Annotated in this window: 12 protein-coding genes and 1 pseudogene; 10 read left to right on the top strand and 3 right to left on the bottom strand. The window is 46.4% G+C overall.

The genetic code is table 11. The features are described 5' to 3' along the window. The first annotated feature begins 75 nt into the window (after positions 1 to 75). From rnc to acpS, 5 genes are all read left to right on the top strand, one after another. Positions 76 to 753: a ribonuclease III gene (gene rnc / locus AC55NX_RS03550; protein WP_059119871.1), complete on the top strand. Its 678-nt coding sequence runs from the start codon at positions 76 to 78 to the stop codon at positions 751 to 753. Continuing rightward, a complete protein-coding gene (era, locus tag AC55NX_RS03555; RefSeq protein WP_059119872.1) occupies positions 746 to 1711 on the top strand; it encodes a GTPase Era in 966 nt (321 codons plus the stop codon). The genes rnc and era overlap by 8 nt, the downstream gene beginning before the upstream one ends. Before the next feature lie 92 nt (positions 1712 to 1803). Next, positions 1804 to 2535, top strand: coding sequence for a DNA repair protein RecO (recO, locus tag AC55NX_RS03560; protein ID WP_496994644.1), 732 nt, complete (start codon positions 1804 to 1806; stop codon positions 2533 to 2535). Beyond that, on the top strand, positions 2532 to 3263 hold the full coding sequence (gene pdxJ / locus AC55NX_RS03565) for a pyridoxine 5'-phosphate synthase (protein ID WP_059119874.1): 732 nt from the start codon (positions 2532 to 2534) through the stop codon (positions 3261 to 3263). The genes recO and pdxJ overlap by 4 nt, the downstream gene beginning before the upstream one ends. Before the next feature lie 3 nt (positions 3264 to 3266). Further along, a complete protein-coding gene (acpS, locus tag AC55NX_RS03570; RefSeq protein WP_059119875.1) occupies positions 3267 to 3656 on the top strand; it encodes a holo-ACP synthase in 390 nt (129 codons plus the stop codon). Here acpS and barA read toward each other — a convergent pair. After that, on the bottom strand, positions 3645 to 6428 hold the full coding sequence (barA, locus tag AC55NX_RS03575) for a two-component sensor histidine kinase BarA (protein ID WP_496994491.1): 2784 nt from the start codon (positions 6426 to 6428) through the stop codon (positions 3645 to 3647). The two genes, acpS and barA, sit on opposite strands and share 12 nt — an antisense overlap. A gap of 344 nt (positions 6429 to 6772) precedes the next feature. On the opposite strand from barA, the gene rlmD reads away from it, so the two are divergent. The 5 genes from rlmD (at position 6773) to eno (ending at position 14531) form a co-directional block, all read left to right on the top strand. Then, entirely contained in the window at positions 6773 to 8092 is a 1320-nt protein-coding gene (rlmD, locus tag AC55NX_RS03580) for a 23S rRNA (uracil(1939)-C(5))-methyltransferase RlmD (RefSeq protein WP_496994492.1), read from the top strand. Positions 8093 to 8202: 110 nt separating this feature from the next. After that, on the top strand, positions 8203 to 10422 hold the full coding sequence (gene relA / locus AC55NX_RS03585; RefSeq protein WP_496994493.1) for a GTP diphosphokinase: 2220 nt from the start codon (positions 8203 to 8205) through the stop codon (positions 10420 to 10422). Between the two features lie 81 nt (positions 10423 to 10503). Next, a complete protein-coding gene (gene mazG, locus AC55NX_RS03590; protein ID WP_496994494.1) occupies positions 10504 to 11313 on the top strand; it encodes a nucleoside triphosphate pyrophosphohydrolase in 810 nt (269 codons plus the stop codon). Between the two features lie 201 nt (positions 11314 to 11514). Next, a complete protein-coding gene (pyrG, locus tag AC55NX_RS03595; RefSeq protein ID WP_059119880.1) occupies positions 11515 to 13155 on the top strand; it encodes a CTP synthase in 1641 nt (546 codons plus the stop codon). Between the two features lie 74 nt (positions 13156 to 13229). Continuing rightward, a complete protein-coding gene (gene eno / locus AC55NX_RS03600) occupies positions 13230 to 14531 on the top strand; it encodes a phosphopyruvate hydratase (protein WP_059119881.1) in 1302 nt (433 codons plus the stop codon). Positions 14532 to 14621: 90 nt separating this feature from the next. On the opposite strand, the pseudogene AC55NX_RS03605 reads toward eno, so the two are convergent. Continuing rightward, positions 14622 to 15833 (bottom strand): annotated as a pseudogene (locus tag AC55NX_RS03605) (multifunctional CCA addition/repair protein); the annotation flags it as partial. A 72-nt stretch (positions 15834 to 15905) separates the two neighbouring features. Then, positions 15906 to 16514 (bottom strand): TIGR04211 family SH3 domain-containing protein, encoded by a 609-nt coding sequence (locus AC55NX_RS03610; protein ID WP_496994495.1) that lies wholly within the window; start codon positions 16512 to 16514, stop codon positions 15906 to 15908. Positions 16515 to 16659 lie beyond the last annotated feature (145 nt).

Consider the following 16659-nt stretch of genomic DNA (forward strand, 5'->3'; position numbering starts at 1 on the left):
GGATAATTACGATTATCGGGGGCATTTATTTAACCAGGCTGGTCAATAAGATCAGCCTTTCAATATTGAGAAATCATGAATTCTCCAACATATCAACTTGAGAAAAAAATAGGGTATCAGTTCAATGATGGTGCTGTACTGGAACTTGCACTGACACACCGGAGTGCGAATGGTCATCATAACGAACGTCTTGAATTTCTGGGCGATTCAATTTTAAGTTTTGTCATTGCAGATGAGCTTTATCACCGTTTTCCGAAGAGTAACGAAGGTGATATGAGCCGGATGCGTGCGACGCTTGTCCGGGGGAATACTCTGGCTGAGCTGGCTCGGGAGTTTGAGCTGGGAGATTACTTAAAATTAGGTCCAGGGGAATTAAAAAGTGGCGGTTTCCGCCGCGATTCGATTCTTGCCGATGCCGTTGAAGCGATAATTGGCGCGATTTATTTGGATAGTGATATTGAGTCGATCCGACGGATCATTTTAGACTGGTATCAGACGCGTCTGGACGCGATTCAGCCCGGGGTGTCGCAAAAAGATCCCAAAACTCGGCTGCAAGAGTACCTGCAAGGCAGAAGAAAACCGCTTCCTGTTTATACAGTGACTAATATTAAAGGTGAGGCACACAACCAAGAGTTTACTGTGTCATGTGAAGTCGCGGGTATTGGAATGCCTGTTATCGGAAAAGGCACCAGCCGCCGCAAGGCAGAACAAGCGGCTGCAGAGCTAGCACTAGAGCAATTGAACAATGGCTGATAAAGAATTTGATATTGATGCTTTCTTTGCATCAGAAAGTCAGGAAGAAAGTAAACCGGAGAACCAACATTGTGGTTTTGTGGCGATTGTCGGACGACCGAATGTCGGGAAATCTACCTTACTGAACCAGCTACTGGGACAGAAAATTTCGATAACATCGCGTAAGCCTCAGACGACACGCCACCGCATTATGGGCGTCGATACTGACGGGGATTATCAGGCAATCTATGTGGATACGCCGGGACTACATATTGAGGAAAAACGAGCGATTAACCGTCTCATGAACCGTGCTGCAAGCAGCTCACTCAGTGATGTTAATTTGGTTCTTTTTCTGGTCGAAGGCACACACTGGACCAAAGATGATGAAATGGTGTTTACCAAGCTGAATAAAGCGGGTTTCCCGGTCATTCTTTGTGTCAATAAAGTCGATAACGTCAAAGACCGTAATGAAGTGATGTTGCATATGTACGAACTGTCCACCAAGATGGATTTTGTTGATGTGATTCCCATTTCTGCAAAACATGGTAAAAACATTGATGCGATTCGTCAGCATGTCCGCAATCATCTTCCCAAAGCGGTTCACCATTTCCCGAGTGAATATGTGACTGATCGCTCGCAACGCTTTATGGCGTCAGAGATCCTCCGGGAAAAGATCATGCGTTTTACTGGTGAAGAGCTCCCTTATTCAGTGACGGTCGATATTGAACGGTTTGATTACAACCCGGAAACCGATGGTTTTCATATCAATGGCTTGATTCTGGTCGAGCGGATTGGCCAGAAGAAAATGATCATTGGTAAAGGGGGCGAAAAAATTAAAACGATAGGTCGGGAAGCCAGGCTTGATATGGAAGCGTTATTTGGTCGAAAAGTCTATCTGGAAACTTGGGTCAAAGTGAAATCCGGTTGGGCTGACGATGAAAGAGCACTGAGAAGTCTGGGATATATTGACGATCTATAGTGATATCGCTTTCTCTTGTCGCGGGGCGACCGAGCGTCATTGGAGATAAGTCCAACAGCCCTTGAGGTTGCCACCTCAGAGAGATAGGAATGATGTCAGATAACCAATTTCAGCGCTGTTTTGTTTTACATCGACGCTCGTATAGTGAGAGTAGTCTGATTATTGATATCTTCAGTGAAGAATTCGGGCGAATGACTTTACTGTCTAAAGGGGCGCGGCGTATCCGCTCCCCGCTAAAAGGTGTGTTGCAACCCTTTGTGCCACTGTTTCTGAAATGGTCAGGGAAGGGGACGATGCGCACATTGCGTCAGGCCGAGCCGATTAGCCTGGGTTTACCTTTGACTGGCATTCATTTATATTCAGCGTTGTATGTCAATGAATTACTGGCACGACTTATCCCTTCAGAAGTTCCCTTGCCGGGGCTTTTTTATGATTATCTGCAAGTATTGACCGAACTGGCACAGTCATCGAATCCAGAGCCTGCTTTACGGCGTTTTGAACTCTCTCTGCTGGCTTGTTTAGGTTATGGTGTCGATTTTTTGCATTGTGCCGGCAGCGGAGAACCGGTTGTCCCGACAATGACTTATCGATATCGGGAACAAAAAGGATTTATTGCCTCCGTTCGCAAAGATAATCTGACATTTGTAGGAGAAGAGTTGATTGCAATTAGTGAACGACGCTTCACGACACAAGCACAGTTACAGGCTGCCAAACGGTTTACCCGGATAGCACTTAAACCTTATCTGGGGGCAAAACCATTAAAAAGTCGAGAACTTTTCATTTCTCAAATTGGTATTTCGAGAGCACGGAGTAAAGGAACATGAGCGCAATTCTTTTAGGCGTTAATATCGATCATATTGCAACATTACGGAATGCACGTGGGACTAAATACCCCGATCCAGTTCATGCAGCTGAGGTTGCCGAACGTGCAGGTGCAGATGGAATAACGATTCATTTGAGAGAAGATCGTCGTCATATTCTTGATCGTGATGTGAAGATTCTAAGAGAGACGCTACAAACCCGGATGAATTTAGAAATGGCCGTTACGGATGAAATGGTGGCTATCGCATTGGAGGTTTGTCCGGACTACGTTTGTCTCGTTCCTGAGAAGCGTGAGGAATTAACCACAGAAGGCGGTCTGGATGTTTTAGGACAACTTGAGAAAGTCAAAACTGCCACTCAGAAATTAACTGATGCCGGCATCAAAGTATCACTTTTCATTGATGCCGATAAAGAGCAGATTGATGCTGCCAAAGCATGTGGCGCTCCTTATGTTGAGCTACATACAGGCCACTATGCGGACGCTGAAACCACTGTGGCTCAGCAAGACGAGTTGAAGAAAATTTCAGCGGCAGCCAGCTATGCCAGTGATATTGGCCTGATCGTCAATGCCGGTCATGGGCTGACTTACCATAATGTTGCTGCCATTGCGGCAATGCCGGAGATCCACGAACTGAACATCGGTCATTCGATCATTGGTCGTTCCGTGTTTGATGGGCTTGCTAAGGCTGTGGCGGATATGAAGTCCTTAATGATAGAGGCCCGGCGTTAATTTATGGCAATCGTCGGCTTTGGGACAGATATTGTCGAAATCGAGCGCATCGCGGCTGCGATTTCCAGAAATGGCGATGCCTTTGCACAACGCATTCTGAGTGAAAGTGAGCTTGCTATCTATGTGCAGAGTAAAAAACCGGAGCGATTTTTGGCGAAACGTTTTGCGGTCAAAGAAGCTGCTTCAAAAGCATTAGGTACCGGGATCGCACAAGGCGTATCACTCCAAGACTTTACTGTGTTGAATGATGAACACGGTAAACCATGGTTACAGTTGAGTGGTAAAGCCGAAGAATTTGCTCAGTCATTTGGCGTGAACGCCATTCATCTTTCGATATCCGATGAGCGACGCTACGCTGTTGCCTCTGTGATTCTTGAAAACTCAGGCCATTAATTGTTGCGCTGCTTCAGCAACTTTGGCCATCTCATCCTGCAACTCAAATAGTTCAGGCTCCAGGTCTTTGATGGCCGAGCCTGAGCGCAATGACTGTTCCAGCGTGGCGCAGATTTTTCTTAATCTGGGAACACCGCTATAGGAACAGCTGCCATGTAGCTTATGGATATGATGCAGTAATGTTTCCTGATCGGATTCGCCATTCAACGACAATTCAATGGTCTGATGGATTTCAGGGATAGAGTCAACCAACATCGTTAGCATATCTTTGGCTAAATCTTCTTTATTCGCCGCCTGTTTTAAGGCCATATTCCAGTCGATCACTAAGGGTTGCGATGACGTTGGTTGTGCCACATCAGTCGATTGTGGACGCACGACTGTTGAAGCATCTTGTTGCGACCGTTGTGGCTGAGGATTCCAGTGAACCAAAACCTGTTGCAGCACATGTTCTTCTATCGGTTTCGTCAGGTAATCATCCATCCCTTCACTGAGCAGACGATCCCGTTCGCCGACCATGGCATGAGCCGTCACGGCAATCACTGGGGTGGTGGTATTGAGCGGTAATTGTTTGATTTCCTGACAGGCGGTGACCCCATCCATTTTAGGCATCTGAATATCCATGAAGATAATATCAAACTTCTGACGAGTCGCGATTTCAACCGCTTCTTCTCCGTTGGTACAGCTAATTACTGTATCAACCCTTTCCTGTAAAAGTGCAGTGATTAACTTCAGATTCGCGGGGTTGTCATCGACGGCCATGACCGTTAACGGCATCTTCTCTATTGAAGCAGAATGCGTAATTTCTTCGCGGAAAGAAGACAGGTCAGGATGAATATCCAGCATGATTTGTAGCAGTTTTTTACGTGCGAGTGGTTTTGTGAGGCACTTGATCGGATAGTGCGTCATCAGATGATCAGCCAGTGCCAATTCGGTACTCGGAATTCCGACCAACACATGTTCTGAACAGGCTACTGCTTTTTTGACCAGAGCTTCAGCTTCTTCAGAGACCAGTTTTTGGACAGGGGAGAAGTTGAGGATGACGTAGTCGGATTGCGGTGGGTTGTCCGGTAATACAGACATATAGTTGACGCGTAAGCCCGATTGCGTCAGCGTTTGCTGCAAAATAGAAGCAGACTGCATATGGGATTCGATCAGCAGAACTTCTTTCCCCGCCAATTGTTTTTGGGTGTACCACTCACCCATCATAATATCGGTCGGATGGAGGCGAATGGTGAACCAAAATGTCGAACCGCGGTGCAAACGGCTGGTCAGACTGATCTCGCCCCCCATCTGACTGACCAGTTTTTGGGTGATCACCAATCCAAGTCCCGTTCCGCCATAGCGACGTGAAATACTGGCATCGGCCTGACTAAATGCTTGGAATAACTGGGCTTGTTGTCGTTCGGAAATACCAATTCCCGTATCCCGGACCATAAACTGAAGTTCAACCAAATCATCCCGGACCGAGCGAAGTTCGACACTGATATCAATATTGCCTCGCTCGGTAAACTTAATGGAGTTGCCGACAAGGTTGGTGATAACTTGCTGGATCCTGAGAGGATCCCCGACCAGACCGACCGGAATTTTCGGATCAACTTTGAGATTGATTTCCAGCCCTTTCTCATGTGCGCTGGTGGCCAGCAGATCGACCACTTCTTCGAGATTCTCTTGCAATTCAAACGGTACATTTTCGAGAGCCAGTTTGCCGGCTTCCAGTTTAGAGAAGTCCAATATGTCATTAATAATCGTCAAGAGGTTATTCGCTGAACGTTCAATGGTTTGCAGGTAATCTTTCTGGCTATTGGTGAGCTGCGTTTTCAGTATTTGTCGGGTGAAGCCAATTACACCATTCAATGGTGTTCTTAATTCGTGAGACATATTGGCCAAAAACTCTGATTTTACGCGGGCGGCTTCCTGAGCCCGTTTTTTGGCGATATCCAGTTCAACGTTTTGGATCTCAAGCTGTTCGAGTGTCTCTCTTAGATCGGAGGTCGCTTGATCAATGCTATGTTGCATCTCGACATGGTACTCCGACAGAGAAACCGCCATTGCATTGATGCCTTTTTTCAGTTCATCCAGTTCACCATGCATTTCTCCCTCAATACGCACATCCAGATGCCCGCGTCGGATCCGATCCAACATATTTTTCATATGGGTAATCGGTCGGGTTACATCATGAAGTAAACGGAATGCAAAAGCCCCTGAAAGTGCCAAGCCGAGAATCAACACTAAAATCGCGGAAAAAATTTCCTGATACTGTTGGAGCCTCAGCGATGACAGGTCAAGCTCAATGACAATGTAGCCAAGGACCGGCAAGGTCTCGGCATTTGCTCTGCCGTCAATCAACCGACTTTCCGCCAGAATCGGGGTGCGAAGAATTAAAGTATTGTTATCCTTCATTTCTGAGCTGCCCAAAATCGGAATGGGTTTGTTTTTCGGATAAGTCAGTGATTCGAAATTGGGGTGGAAATTAGACGTGACGAATAGTTCATGGTGCTTGTCGAAAACAGCGATACTCCGGACAAACTGAGAATTCTTACGGTGGGCATAACTGATAATTCGTCTGACCGACTCCCGGCTATGTTTCTCCAACCCTTCTTCACTGGCAATCGCCAGCGGTTCGATAATATTTGAGCCGGCATTAATAACCTGAGACTCAAGATCGTGATAACGATTATAAGAAAAAAAAGCACTTAACAGCAGGCCGATGATCAGTGTCGGTGCTAGAGTGAGTGTGATGACGCGAGTGCGCAAGCCATATTTGGTGGTCATTAGTCTCTAATTATCATAATGAAGATCAGAAATAACGCATCGAGTCATGCACTTTTCTGCTTTCGGTTGAGATTTTCTTCCGTCATGGAGATGCTTTATCTGAGCTGCTAGCTTAATCAAGTCATCGACAATTCACAATTTATTCTTGATAAGAATAGTGATGATTTCACGAAAATTTATGCCGTTTTATTGCCCGCTTTTTTCTCAGCGGATTATTTGCTAAACATCGTGATGTGGATATGGGAAAATAGCGGAAATTTGCAACCCTCTACTGTTACATCGACCGCTTAAACAGGCTGGCGTAACAAAGAATTCGGCAACATCACAAGCGGTAACGTATTCATATGGCTCGTTTTTTCCAACCTAAAAAACAATCTACGATCAATAAAAAGCACCAATTGGTTCAGGTGGCACGCATGGATCACCATGGCGAGGGTATTGCTTATCTGGAAGGGAAACCGGTTTTTATCGAAGGTGCTTTGCCGACAGAGCAGGTCCTGATTCAACTGACAGAGAATAAAAGTAAGTATGCCCGGGCGAAGTTGATCCAAGTGCAACAGGAGAGTGTAGAACGAACTCAACCGTTCTGCCCGCATTATCATCGTTGTGGCGGGTGCAATCTACAACACCTTAGTCATCGGGAGCAGTTGAGATACAAGCAAGAGTCGCTCGCACAACTGCTTAATAAATTTGCCGGGTTATCTGTGCCACTCTCGCCAGTTATTTCTGATGTGGATTCGGGGTATCGGCGTCGGGCGCGTTTCAGCTTGAAGTGGGACAGCCAATCGAAGCGTCTGGCGTTCGGTTTTCGTCAGAAAAATAGTAACAATATTGTCGATATTGAGCATTGTGCGGTATTGGCACCCACTTTAGAGGCTCTGATTCCTCAACTCAGAGGGTTATTTGAGTCGATGTCGCAGCCAGAAAAGCTCGGACATCTGGAGTTGATCGCTGCTGATAACGGAACTGTTATGCTGCTGCGTACTATCGGTCCGCTGAATGCGTCGGATCAGACTGATATGGTTACTTTCGCGCAGCAACAGCATGTTTCACTCTATATGATGGCCGGGGCCGGGCAGCCGCATTTACAGGATGGTCATGAACCGGTTTATCGCGATACAGGGATTGAAATTGCTTTTCAGCCCCACCATTTCATACAGATAAATCGACACATTAATCAGAAAATGGTTGAACAGGCGCTTTCTTGGCTGGCACTCAGTGAAGAAGATCGTGTGCTAGATTTATTTTGTGGTGTAGGTAATTTTAGTTTGCCAATTGCGCAGCAGGTGAAATCACTGGTCGGGGTTGAAGGGATTGAAGAAATGGTTGTGCAGGCGCGTAAGAATGCAGCGCACAACCAGATTCTCAATGCTGATTTTTATCAGGCGAATCTTGAGAAAACGTTGATCGGTATCGAGTGGGCACAGGCGAAATTTGATAAAGTATTACTCGACCCGGCCAGAGCCGGTGCGAAAGGCGTCATTGAGCTGCTGTCTGATTTCGGCGCTCAGCGCGTGGTTTATGTGTCCTGTGATCCGGCGACACTGGCCAGAGATAGTCAGCGTCTGTTACAGCAAGGATATCAGTTAGAGAAAGTGGGAATGCTGGATATGTTTCCTCACACCAGTCATCTGGAATCGATGGCTTTGTTTATCAGAATGTAACCTTGGTTGTGAAACTGTCAGGTGAGGTGAACTCATCAATAGCGAGAGGGTCGAAGTCAAATAGCCGACCTTCAATAAACGAACATAAGACTAGGACGAAATAGAGAATAATGGTTGCGGTAAGAAGCGCACATCTGAACCCAGACGAACAATTTGAACCCGAGAAGTGGATCGCCAGTATCGTGCGTGATCCCAAAATCGCGGAGCGACTAAAACAGGTTTATCGACAGATGGAAATTCTTGTTGTCGATCATCCGGCCGGGCCACTGTTGTTGTGGCGTGGTCGTGAGATGATCGAGATACTGGTAACGTTGTCGATGGATCAGGAGACTTTAGTCGCAGCATTATTGTTTCCGATTGTGTCTGGTGGATTGCTCGATGCTGAAATTTTACAAGAACGCTATGGCAAAGACATTATCAAGTTGATTGATGGTGTTGAGGAGATGGCGGCTATCGGGCAATTGAACGTCACGATGCAGGGCAGTGAAGCCTCAACACAAGTAGATAATGTGCGACGGATGCTACTGGCGATGGTTGATGATTTCCGTTGCGTGGTGATTAAGCTTGCCGAACGAATTTGTAATTTACGCGAAGTGAAAGATCAGCCGGATGAAATCAGACGTCAGGCGGCAAAAGAGTGTGCCAATATCTATGCGCCGTTAGCCAATCGTCTGGGAATCGGCCAGTTAAAATGGGAAATGGAAGACTACGCCTTCCGCTATCAGCAACCGGATACCTACAAACAGATTGCCAAGCAGTTATCTGAACGCCGTATTGTTCGTGAAAAATATATTCAGGATTTTGTTGAAGATCTGCGTGAAGAAATGCATCTGTCAAATATTCAGGCTGAAGTCAGCGGACGTCCGAAACATATCTATAGTATCTGGCGCAAGATGCAGAAAAAGAGTCTGGCATTCGATGAGTTATTCGATGTTCGGGCGGTGCGAATTATCGCGGAGAAACTTCAGGATTGTTATGCGGCACTTGGGGTGGTTCATACCAAGTATAAGCATTTACCCAGTGAGTTCGATGATTATGTCGCCAACCCGAAACCCAATGGATATCAGTCGATTCATACGGTGATTCTTGGCCCTGAAGGGAAAACCATTGAGATTCAGATTCGAACTCGCCAGATGCATGAAGAGTCAGAACTGGGTGTAGCGGCGCACTGGAAATATAAAGAAGGCAGTTCTGCCGGGCATCGCGGCTATGACGAGAAAATTACATGGTTACGCAAGCTGCTTGACTGGCAAGAAGAGATGTCTGATTCCGGTGAAATGCTGGATGAGTTGCGCAGTCAGGTATTTGATGACCGGGTTTATGCTTTTACACCCAAAGGTGATGTGGTTGATTTACCGATGGGGGCAACGCCGTTGGATTTCGCTTACCATATTCATTCCGAAGTCGGGCATCGCTGCATTGGTGCGAAGGTCGCAGGACGAATTGTGCCGTTTACTCATAAACTGACGATGGGGGATCAGGTTGAGATTATCACCGCCAAAGAGCCGAACCCATCACGAGACTGGCTCAACCCTGCATTGGGGTTTGTCCATTCCGGACGAGCCCGGGCGAAGATTAATGCGTGGTTCAGAAAGCAAAGCCGGGAAAAGAACTTAGAGGCAGGGCGGGAAATTCTGGAAACCGAACTGGCAAAAATTGGTGCGACACTCAAAGATGCCAGTGAATATGCGCTGAAACGATTTAATGTCAACTCACCAGATGAATTATATGTCGGAATCGGCAGCGGTGATTTACGGATCAACCAAATTGTTAATCATATCAATGCATTAGTTAACAAACCGACCGCGGAAGAAGAAGATCAGCTGGTCCTTGAAAAGTTACAAGAGAAAGAGCAGAAGACCACTACGCCGGCACCGAGTAAAGATGCCGTTGTGGTTGAAGGGGTTGATAATTTAATGACCCATTTGGCGCGTTGCTGTCGCCCGATTCCCGGTGATGAGATTAAAGGCTACATTACTCAGGGACGGGGGATTTCGGTCCACCGGAGTGACTGTGAACAGCTGGAAGAGTTGATTCATCATGCTCCGGAGCGGATTATCGATACCGTTTGGGGACGCGGACTACTTGGTTCTTACGTTTTGACCGTGCGGGTCGAAGCGATGGAGCGGGGCGGATTGTTAAAGGATATTACGACGTTGCTGGCGAATGAGAAAATCAAAGTGGCCAGTATGAAAAGTCGAACTGATCATAAACGCCAACTGATCTATATGGATTTTGATTTGGAACTGACAAGTGTTGAAGTGCTCACTCGAGTATGTAAACGCATTGAGCAGACGAAAGATGTCCTGTCAGTCAAACGACTGGGATAACGAGTATTGCCTCATGCCAGTTGAATCGTTGCAGAAAGCGGGGATGACTCCTCGCTTTCTCTTTGGAGCGGAAAGAAGGTTATGTCTCATCCAATTGAACAGTTAAAGCAGATCATGGCACAACTCAGAGATCCTGAGTCCGGATGTCCATGGGATCAAAAGCAGACATTTGACAGCATCGTGCCTCATACAGTTGAAGAGACTTATGAAGTGATCGATGCCATTCATGCGCAAGACTGGGAAAATCTGCAAGAAGAATTAGGTGATTTTGTTTTCCAAGCCATTTTTTACAGTCAGTTGGCTCAGGAACAAGGGTTATTTGATTTTGATGATGTGATTCGCAGTGTCAATGAAAAATTGATCCGTCGCCATCCGCATGTTTTTACTGATCAGGTTTTTGACAGTGAAGCGGCCATTCGGGCCAATTGGGAAAAAATCAAATCAGAAGAAAAATCCAGTGCAGGTCGTGAAGAGCAAAGCATTTTGGATGGCGTACCCAAGTCGCTTCCTGCATTGAGCCGAGCCTATAAATTACAAGCCAAGTGTGCCAAGCATGGGTTTGACTGGGATACTTTGACACCCGTTGTTGATAAAGTTCGTGAAGAGCTGGATGAAGTCATCGAAGCGGTGCATGACACTCCGCCCGATCCGGCTGCAATCGAAGATGAGTTGGGCGATCTGCTGTTTGCCGTGGTGAACCTGACGCGCCATTTGAAATTTCATCCGGAGTCTGCTCTTACGCGAGCAAATCAGAAATTTTCCCGACGTTTTCAAGGGGTCGAAGCACTGGCGAATCAGGCAGGTAAATCACTCGATGACTATACACTCAGTGAATTAGATCGCTTTTGGGAACAGGTCAAGCACCAAGAGAAAAATCAGGGGACAGACTGAACTCTGGCTTTGGATGAAAGTCCTTATAATGTAGCCCAACCAGAATGAGCTACAATTGTGCGGATTGGATTTGATTTGAAGCAAAAAAGAAAAAGTGAGAGTGTGATAAGTTTCACGTTGTGGCGTTAATGGGGTTCTGGTATATTTACATCCCGTCCAGAAGAAATCCATTTCCCTCATTCAACCAATTTCAGGTTAAACATGACGACAAAGTATATTTTTGTGACTGGCGGGGTCGTATCCTCTCTAGGTAAAGGCATTGCAGCAGCATCTCTTGCAGCGATTTTAGAAGCACGTGGTCTGAAAGTGACCCTCATGAAGCTCGATCCGTACATTAATGTGGATCCGGGTACGATGAGTCCGACTCAGCACGGTGAAGTATTCGTCACTGAAGATGGTGCGGAAACTGATCTGGATTTGGGGCATTACGAGCGCTTTATCCGGACCAAAATGACCAAACGGAACAATTTTACCGCAGGTCGTGTGTATGCGGATGTTTTACGGAAAGAACGTCGTGGTGACTACCTCGGTGCAACCATTCAGGTCATTCCTCACATTACCAATTCAATTAAAGATCGTGTGATTGCCGGTGCGGAAGGCCATGAAGTCGCAATCGTTGAAATTGGTGGTACGGTTGGTGATATCGAGTCTCTACCGTTTATCGAAGCGATTCGCCAGCTTGCTGTAGACATTGGTCGTGAAAATGCAATGTTTATGCATTTAACTTTAGTCCCTTATCTGGCGGCTGCCGGAGAAGTGAAGACTAAACCCACTCAGCATTCCGTGAAAGAGTTGCTCTCTATCGGTATTCAGCCAGATATTTTGATCTGTCGTTCTGATCGCATTATTCCTGCCAATGAGCGGAAAAAAATAGCGCTGTTCTGCAATGTGGCAGAAAAAGCCGTTATTTCAATGAAAGATGTTGATTCCATCTATAAAATTCCTCAGCTGATTAAGTCGCAGGGACTGGACGATTTAGTTTGCTCTCGCTTCGGTATTCAAGCACCGGAAGCGGACTTGTCTGAATGGGAACAGGTTATTTATGAAGAAGCCAACCCAACCGGTGAAGTCGTCATTGGTATGGTTGGTAAATATATTGAGTTGCCTGATGCATATAAATCGGTCAACGAAGCTTTAAAACATGCGGGCCTGAAAAACCGTCTGAGTGTTCAGATCAAGTATATTGATTCTCAGGATCTGGAGAATAAAGGGGTTGAGCTGCTGGACGGACTGGACGCAATTCTGGTGCCGGGCGGATTTGGTGATCGCGGTATCGAAGGTAAGATCTTAGCCGCTCAATATGCGCGTGAAAATAAGATTCCTTATCTGGGAATTTGTCTGGGAATGCAGGTTGCATTAATTGAATATGCGCGTCATGTTGCGGGTATGGAAGGGGCGCATTCAACCGAGTTTAATCGCGCAACTCAATATCCCGTTGTCGGTTTGATTACCGAGTGGATCGATTCTGAAGGTCAAGTTGAAGAACGTTCCGAGAAATCAGATTTGGGTGGAACGATGCGTTTAGGTGCGCAGTTGTGCCATCTTGAAGAAGGCAGTAAAGTTCATGCATTATATGGCAGTAAAACCATTTATGAACGTCACCGCCATCGTTATGAAGTGAATAACGTGCTTCGTCCTCAAATTGAAGCTGCGGGACTCAAAGTTTCTGGTTTATCTGCGGATAAAAAACTGGTTGAGGTGATTGAGAATCCGGATCACCCATGGTTTGTGGCTTCTCAGTACCACCCTGAGTTTACTTCAACACCTCGCGATGGACACCCTCTGTTTACTGGGTTTGTTAAAGCCGCTGGTGAGTACCAGCGTCGCACTATTGAGAAATAAAAGGACACGGGTAACGGTAGGGAATACGGTTACCCCATAGGTTTGACATTTAAATTCAAAGAGAGGAAACATTAATGTCTAAGATCGTTAAAATTCTAGGTCGTGAAATCATCGACTCTCGCGGAAACCCAACTGTAGAAGCTGAAGTCCACCTAGAAGGCGGTTTCGTAGGTATGGCTGCTGCACCATCAGGTGCATCTACTGGCTCTCGTGAAGCGCTTGAGCTCCGTGATGGCGACAAGTCTCGTTTCCTGGGTAAAGGGGTTCTGAAAGCTGTTGAAGCAGTAAATGGCCCGATTGCTGAAGCGTTGATTGGTAAAGATGCAAAAGATCAAGCTGCTATCGATCAGGTCATGATTGATTTGGACGGTACCGAAAACAAATCTAAGTTTGGTGCAAATGCGATTCTGGCTGTTTCTTTGGCAAACGCAAAAGCTGCAGCTGCAGCAAAAGGCATGCCTCTGTACGAGCACATCGCTGAACTAAACGGCACTCCTGGCGTATTCTCTATGCCATTGCCAATGATGAACATCATCAATGGTGGTGAACATGCAGATAACAACGTTGATATTCAAGAATTTATGATTCAACCTGTTGGTGCCAGCACACTGAAAGAAGCACTGCGTATCGGTGCAGAAGTTTTCCATAACCTGGCGAAAGTTCTGAAAGCAAAAGGTTTGAATACTGCCGTTGGTGACGAAGGTGGTTTTGCGCCTAACCTTGAATCAAACGCAGCAGCACTGGCAGCGATCAAAGAAGCGGTTGAGCAAGCTGGCTACGTTCTGGGTAAAGACGTGACTCTGGCTATGGACTGTGCTGCTTCTGAGTTCTACAACAAAGAGCAAGGCATCTACGACCTGAAAGGCGAAGGTAAAACTTTCTCTTCTGAAGAGTTCTCTAAGTACCTGGAAAGTCTGGTTGCACAATACCCTATCGTTTCTATCGAAGACGGTTTGGATGAGTCTGACTGGGACGGCTTCAAGTTCCAAACTGAACTGCTGGGCGACAAAATCCAGTTGGTTGGTGACGACCTGTTCGTAACGAACACTAAGATCCTGAAAGAAGGTATCGAGAAAGGTGTAGCTAACTCTATCCTGATCAAGTTCAACCAGATTGGTTCTCTGACTGAAACACTGGCTGCAATCAAGATGGCAAAAGACGCTGGTTACACTGCAGTTATCTCTCACCGTAGTGGTGAAACTGAAGATGCGACAATTGCTGATCTGGCTGTTGGTACTGCTGCAGGTCAAATCAAAACTGGTTCTATGAGCCGTTCTGATCGCGTTGCGAAATATAACCAACTGATCCGTATCGAAGAAGCGCTGGGTGAACGTGCGCCTTTCAACGGTCTGAAAGAAGTGAAAGGTCAAGCTTAATCACAGCTTTATCATGAATTGAAAAACGCCTCTTCTGAGGCGTTTTTTTTGTCTTGATGATTGTTGATTTGTTTGAGGGGGGGATTGCGACTATAAAATCGCTTTGATTGCTGCGATTCTGCGTTTGTCTAATTCATCACGAATCTCGGCGCCCTTCAATCCTGTGGCAATGATCGCTTGAACATCAATCGTGAGGGCAGCCTGATAGGCTGATTCAAATTGCGCTTTTTGTGGATAGGGAATGTCTTCAAAGCCCAATCGCCCCTGATGATCGGCTTGACAGCACAGCAGTACACTTTCAAGTCGCTCTGGCTTACGCCATACATCCATTTTATTCAGTATCTTGAGATAAGTTGCCGGTTTCAAAATCGCAGCGTTGTGAATATTGGTATGTTGTTCACAGACGATTAATGCTAAATCCCGATATTCCGCCGGAACTCGAATGCGTTCGCAAAGTGCACGGATACAGGTTAAGCCTGTGTGGGCATGCATTTTATGGCTCGGCCATTCACTCGGTGGTGTTGTTCCTTTACCGAGATCATGAACCATGGCTGCAAATCTGACCGGCAGCGATGTTGAGAGGCGTGTCGATTGACGCATCACCATGAGTGTATGCTCACCGGTATCGATTTCAGGATGCCATTTCGGTGGTTGCGGTACCCCGAAGAGGCAGTCGATTTCAGGGAAAATAACAGCCAGTGCACCGCACTCTCTCAATACGGATAAAAAGATGTCTGGGTGGTCCGTTGCGAGTGCTTGATGGAGCTCTTGCCAAACACGTTCTGCGGTTAAGTGAGCGATTTCTCCGGACTGAACCATGTGACGCATTAAGGCCATTGTTTCCGGTGCGATGGTAAAACCGAGTGAAGCGAATCTGGCTGCGAATCTGGCAACGCGGAGGATTCGCACCGGGTCTTCTGCAAAGGCATTTGATACGTGGCGCAGTACTCTCTGTTCCAAATCGGCTTGGCCGTGATAGGGATCGATAAGCACCCCTTGAGGATCTTGGGCGATCGCATTGATGGTTAAATCCCTGCGCATCAGATCATCTTCCAGTGTCACTTCCGGTGAGAAAAAGCATTCAAACCCATGATAACCTGAACCACTCTTCTTTTCGGTTCTGGCTAGGGCATATTCTTCTTTGGTGTGTGGATGAAGAAACACCGGAAAATCTTTCCCGACAGATATAAAACCTTGTTCAAGCATGAGTGAGGGATTACTGCCGACGACGACCCAATCTCGATCTTTGATGGGAAGACCGAGTAATTGATCACGAACGGAGCCACCGACGAGATAGACTTGCACAGCTTGCCTCTTTTGGAACGGGTGTCTGAAATTGTTGAGAGAAGGCCGGGAGCAGGCCTTCTTCACATATCAGAGCCAGTTTGAGTGTGATTTCTTCCGTCTTGGAATCAGGTGCGGAAGGATGATTCCCAGTAGAATGCCACCAAGAGCAACACCGCCACCGTACATAAAATATTTCATTAACAGATCTTCTTTCTGAGTATCCAGCTTCGCTCTCAACTCACGTGTCTCGCTTTGCGCTGTCGCCAGTTTCTGGCTTATACCGCTATAGTTTTCTTCCAGCTCGGAAATCTGTTTATTGCGAACTTCAAGAGACTCGACTAGCCCGGCCTTTTCCTGACTGGCTTTATTCTCAGCATCAGACAACTGTGCTTTGACATCCTTGAGTTCTTTTTCTAAACGGGGAAGGCGGGATGCCATACTCTCAGTGGTGGTAACAAACTTATCTTGTACCCAACCCTGACGCCCTTTGCTATCGAGTATTTCACTATAACCTGTTTCTTTATTGGTTTGCAGCAGCTGTACTTTCTCACCTGCATTAATACTGCCAATAATTCGATACTGGTTGCTCGGGCCTGAATGCATATAGGTAAACAAGTCATCTGCTATGTAATGCACTTGTGCAAAAACGGGCGTGGTCAGAAGCGAAAGCAGCAACATGAATAACAGTTTTTTCACGATAAATCCTTTAACGATAGGGTTGAAAAGTAAATCTCTCCAAATAGTAAAAAGTTTCTTTATATGGTGCAACAAAGAAGGGAGGCCAAGCCTCCCTTTGTGCAGATTTGAGTCAATAATCACATGGTTCTGACAAATGTCTGAC

The organism is Vibrio rubrogenes, assembly GCF_059641415.1.

Bases quoted from the DNA above. Each gene is read 5' to 3' on its own strand.
- acpS (WP_059119875.1), top strand. From the start codon at position 3,267: ATGGCAATCGTCGGCTTTGGGACAGATATTGTCGAAATCGAGCGCATC.
- eno (WP_059119881.1), top strand. From the start codon at position 13,230: ATGTCTAAGATCGTTAAAATTCTAGGTCGTGAAATCATCGACTCTCGC.
- era (WP_059119872.1), top strand. From the start codon at position 746: ATGGCTGATAAAGAATTTGATATTGATGCTTTCTTTGCATCAGAAAGT.
- pyrG (WP_059119880.1), top strand. From the start codon at position 11,515: ATGACGACAAAGTATATTTTTGTGACTGGCGGGGTCGTATCCTCTCTA.
- mazG (WP_496994494.1), top strand. From the start codon at position 10,504: ATGTCTCATCCAATTGAACAGTTAAAGCAGATCATGGCACAACTCAGA.
- pdxJ (WP_059119874.1), top strand. From the start codon at position 2,532: ATGAGCGCAATTCTTTTAGGCGTTAATATCGATCATATTGCAACATTA.
- relA (WP_496994493.1), top strand. From the start codon at position 8,203: ATGGTTGCGGTAAGAAGCGCACATCTGAACCCAGACGAACAATTTGAA.
- barA (WP_496994491.1), bottom strand. From the start codon at position 6,428: ATGACCACCAAATATGGCTTGCGCACTCGCGTCATCACACTCACTCTA.
- rlmD (WP_496994492.1), top strand. From the start codon at position 6,773: ATGGCTCGTTTTTTCCAACCTAAAAAACAATCTACGATCAATAAAAAG.
- recO (WP_496994644.1), top strand. From the start codon at position 1,804: ATGTCAGATAACCAATTTCAGCGCTGTTTTGTTTTACATCGACGCTCG.
- rnc (WP_059119871.1), top strand. From the start codon at position 76: ATGAATTCTCCAACATATCAACTTGAGAAAAAAATAGGGTATCAGTTC.